This window comes from Aliivibrio sp. SR45-2, from assembly GCF_963890165.1.
GTDB lineage: Bacteria > Pseudomonadota > Gammaproteobacteria > Enterobacterales > Vibrionaceae > Aliivibrio > Aliivibrio salmonicida.
The window spans coordinates 1-2,331 of record NZ_CAWPRC010000032.1; the positions used below are offsets into that span (position 1 = coordinate 1).

At 32.4% G+C, this 2,331-nt stretch carries 3 protein-coding genes; all 3 read left to right on the forward strand.

What is annotated here, in order from left to right:
* The coding region (locus AACV33_RS01520) for a glycosyltransferase family 4 protein (RefSeq protein WP_220488754.1) at positions 1–711 on the forward strand (711 nt) is incomplete at its 5' end.
* The gene (locus AACV33_RS01525) at positions 704–1,837 is read left to right on the forward strand and encodes a glycosyltransferase (RefSeq protein ID WP_182700692.1); all 1,134 of its coding nucleotides are present in this window, start codon (positions 704–706) and stop codon (positions 1,835–1,837) included. The genes AACV33_RS01520 and AACV33_RS01525, both read left to right, overlap by 8 nt.
* The coding region (locus AACV33_RS01530; protein WP_182700693.1) for a glycosyltransferase family 2 protein at positions 1,824–2,331 on the forward strand (508 nt) is incomplete at its 3' end. The genes AACV33_RS01525 and AACV33_RS01530, both read left to right, overlap by 14 nt.

Below are 2,331 nucleotides of genomic sequence, written 5' to 3' on the forward strand. Positions count from 1 at the left end.
GGTCGCTTCTTAACAAAGTTTGTTCATAAAATTTGTGACCAAGGTTTAGTATTGTCTGAATCATCGGTTACTGCACTTAAAGATCGTGGTTTTACTAAGCCAATATCGGTTATTTATAATGGTGTTGATATTATGAAGTTTCGTAATGCATCCGCAGAGCATTGTATTTTTAAAGATAATGCTATCATTGTTGGTTACATTGGTTCAATTGAAGCATTTCAAGGTGTAGATTCATTTTGTAAAATAGCAAAGCAGGTAAAAAATAAACGAAGTGATATTACTTTTGTAGTAGTTGGGGGGGACAAAGCTAAGCATAATATCCTCAAGAAAATTGCTGAGGGTACTGTTGATTTTTACGAATTTTTCCCTCCGGAGTTAGTACCATCAATATATAAAAGATTTGACTGCTTATTGATGACTAGGCCGTCATTACCTGAGACTGAAAGTGCAGTGCCATTAAAGCCAATAGAGGCGTTAGGAAGTCATATCCCTGTTATTTCTACTAAAGTAGGTGGCATGGTTGAATTGAAAAAAGTACTTGATTCAACAAATATTCATTTGTTTGATACGCTAGAAGAAATTGAAAGTTATTTATTAAATTTAGATTTTGGAAATATGTTATTTCATGAAGAGAAAAACTTAGCAATGTTTGATGTGGCTAAACAAGCGAATCGATTAGAAGACGTTTATGAGGTTTTAATTAATGAATAAAGTTTTGCTGATAAGAAGTTCTGCATTTAAGACTACGAGAGTTATACGCCAAGCTAAAGAGTTGGCTAACTCTGGCTATCATGTATCGATACTTCATTGGGAAAGATTGGTAGATAAAGATCACAACGATAATATTATATCTTCATTAGACTTTAACTGTCAAGTACTTGCATTTAACAAAAGATGTGAATACGGGAAAGGAGTATATAGTTTATTTGCCCGTCTAGGGTGGTTCTTATTCATTATTAAAAGCATCTTGAAAATCAGTCCAAATATTGTTCATGCAGTTGATTTTGATTCTGCATTTCCTGTATATATTTCATCTAAACTTAAACGATTTAAATTGGTTTATGATATTGCTGACTTTATTGAAACATTTGACTCAAATATTCCAACTGTTGTTCGAAAATTAGTTAGAAGTCTATCTGAAAGAATTGTTAACTCTGCTTCTTTAATTGTTTTGCCTGATGAGAATAGAAAACTCAATATTAATCCATGTCATTATAATAAGATTTGCCTAGTTAATAACGCGCCTAATATTAATATATCTTCACTTAAGGAATATCAGCTATCTTCAGAGTTAGTGAAGATCTTTAATGGTTCAACTTTAAATTTATTTTATTATGGTGCATTTAACGAAGATAGAGCGATTCGTCTATTTTTAGATGCATCAAAAGATACTCGGCTTTCAAATGTTACCTTTTGGTTTGCGGGTTGGGGAGCATTGGAAGACCAAGTAAGTGATTTTCAGGCTAACAATGTACGTTATGTAGGTAGATTAAAGCAGGTTGAAGCAATATCACTACTACAGAGAATGGATTGTTCACTTATATATTATGATCCTTCATATGAGCATAATAGGCTGGCAAGCCCGAATAAAATTTTTGAAGCTATGGCCGTTGGTGTCCCTGTACTTGTTTCTGTTGATACATCTATAGATAAATTAGTGCTTAAAGAAAATATAGGCTATGTATGTGATTACAATATTGATTCACTAATCGATACTATTATATCGATTGATCCTGAAGAAAATGGCGTCAAATCAAGAAATATTTCGGCATTGTACAGTGAACATTCATGGGAAAACTCAGCTAGTACCTTAAGGGAGTCTTATGCAAAGTTATAACACTTTAGTTTCCATTGTTATGCCAGCATATAATGCTGAAAAAACAATTCAAGAATCAATAAACAGTGTTATAACACAAACATATAAGGAGTGGGAGTTACTTGTAGTTGATGATGGCTCTACTGATAACACAAGGGGTCTTGTTGAATCTTATAAGTGCTTAAATATTAAGTTATTAAGGAATTTATATGGTAAGGGAGCTGCGGGGGCTAGAAAAACTGCTATTGAACATGCCAATGGACGTTATATTGCATTTCTTGATAGTGATGATATTTGGCAAATAACTAAGCTAAAGACACAGTTAGAGTTTATGAATACCAATGCTGTTTCTTTTGTTTATAGTGATTACTCAACTTTTCAAGATAAGATTTCAAATGTTAAGTCTGTCGTTTTAGTTCCTACAAAATTATCTTATAATGATTTAATTAAAAACTGCATGATTGGTTGCTTAACGGTAATGCTTGATAAAACTGCGTTTAAAGAATTTGATTTTC

Excerpts from the sequence above, each read along its gene's own strand:
- AACV33_RS01525 (WP_182700692.1), top strand. The coding sequence starts at position 704 with ATGAATAAAGTTTTGCTGATAAGAAGTTCTGCATTTAAGACTACGAGA.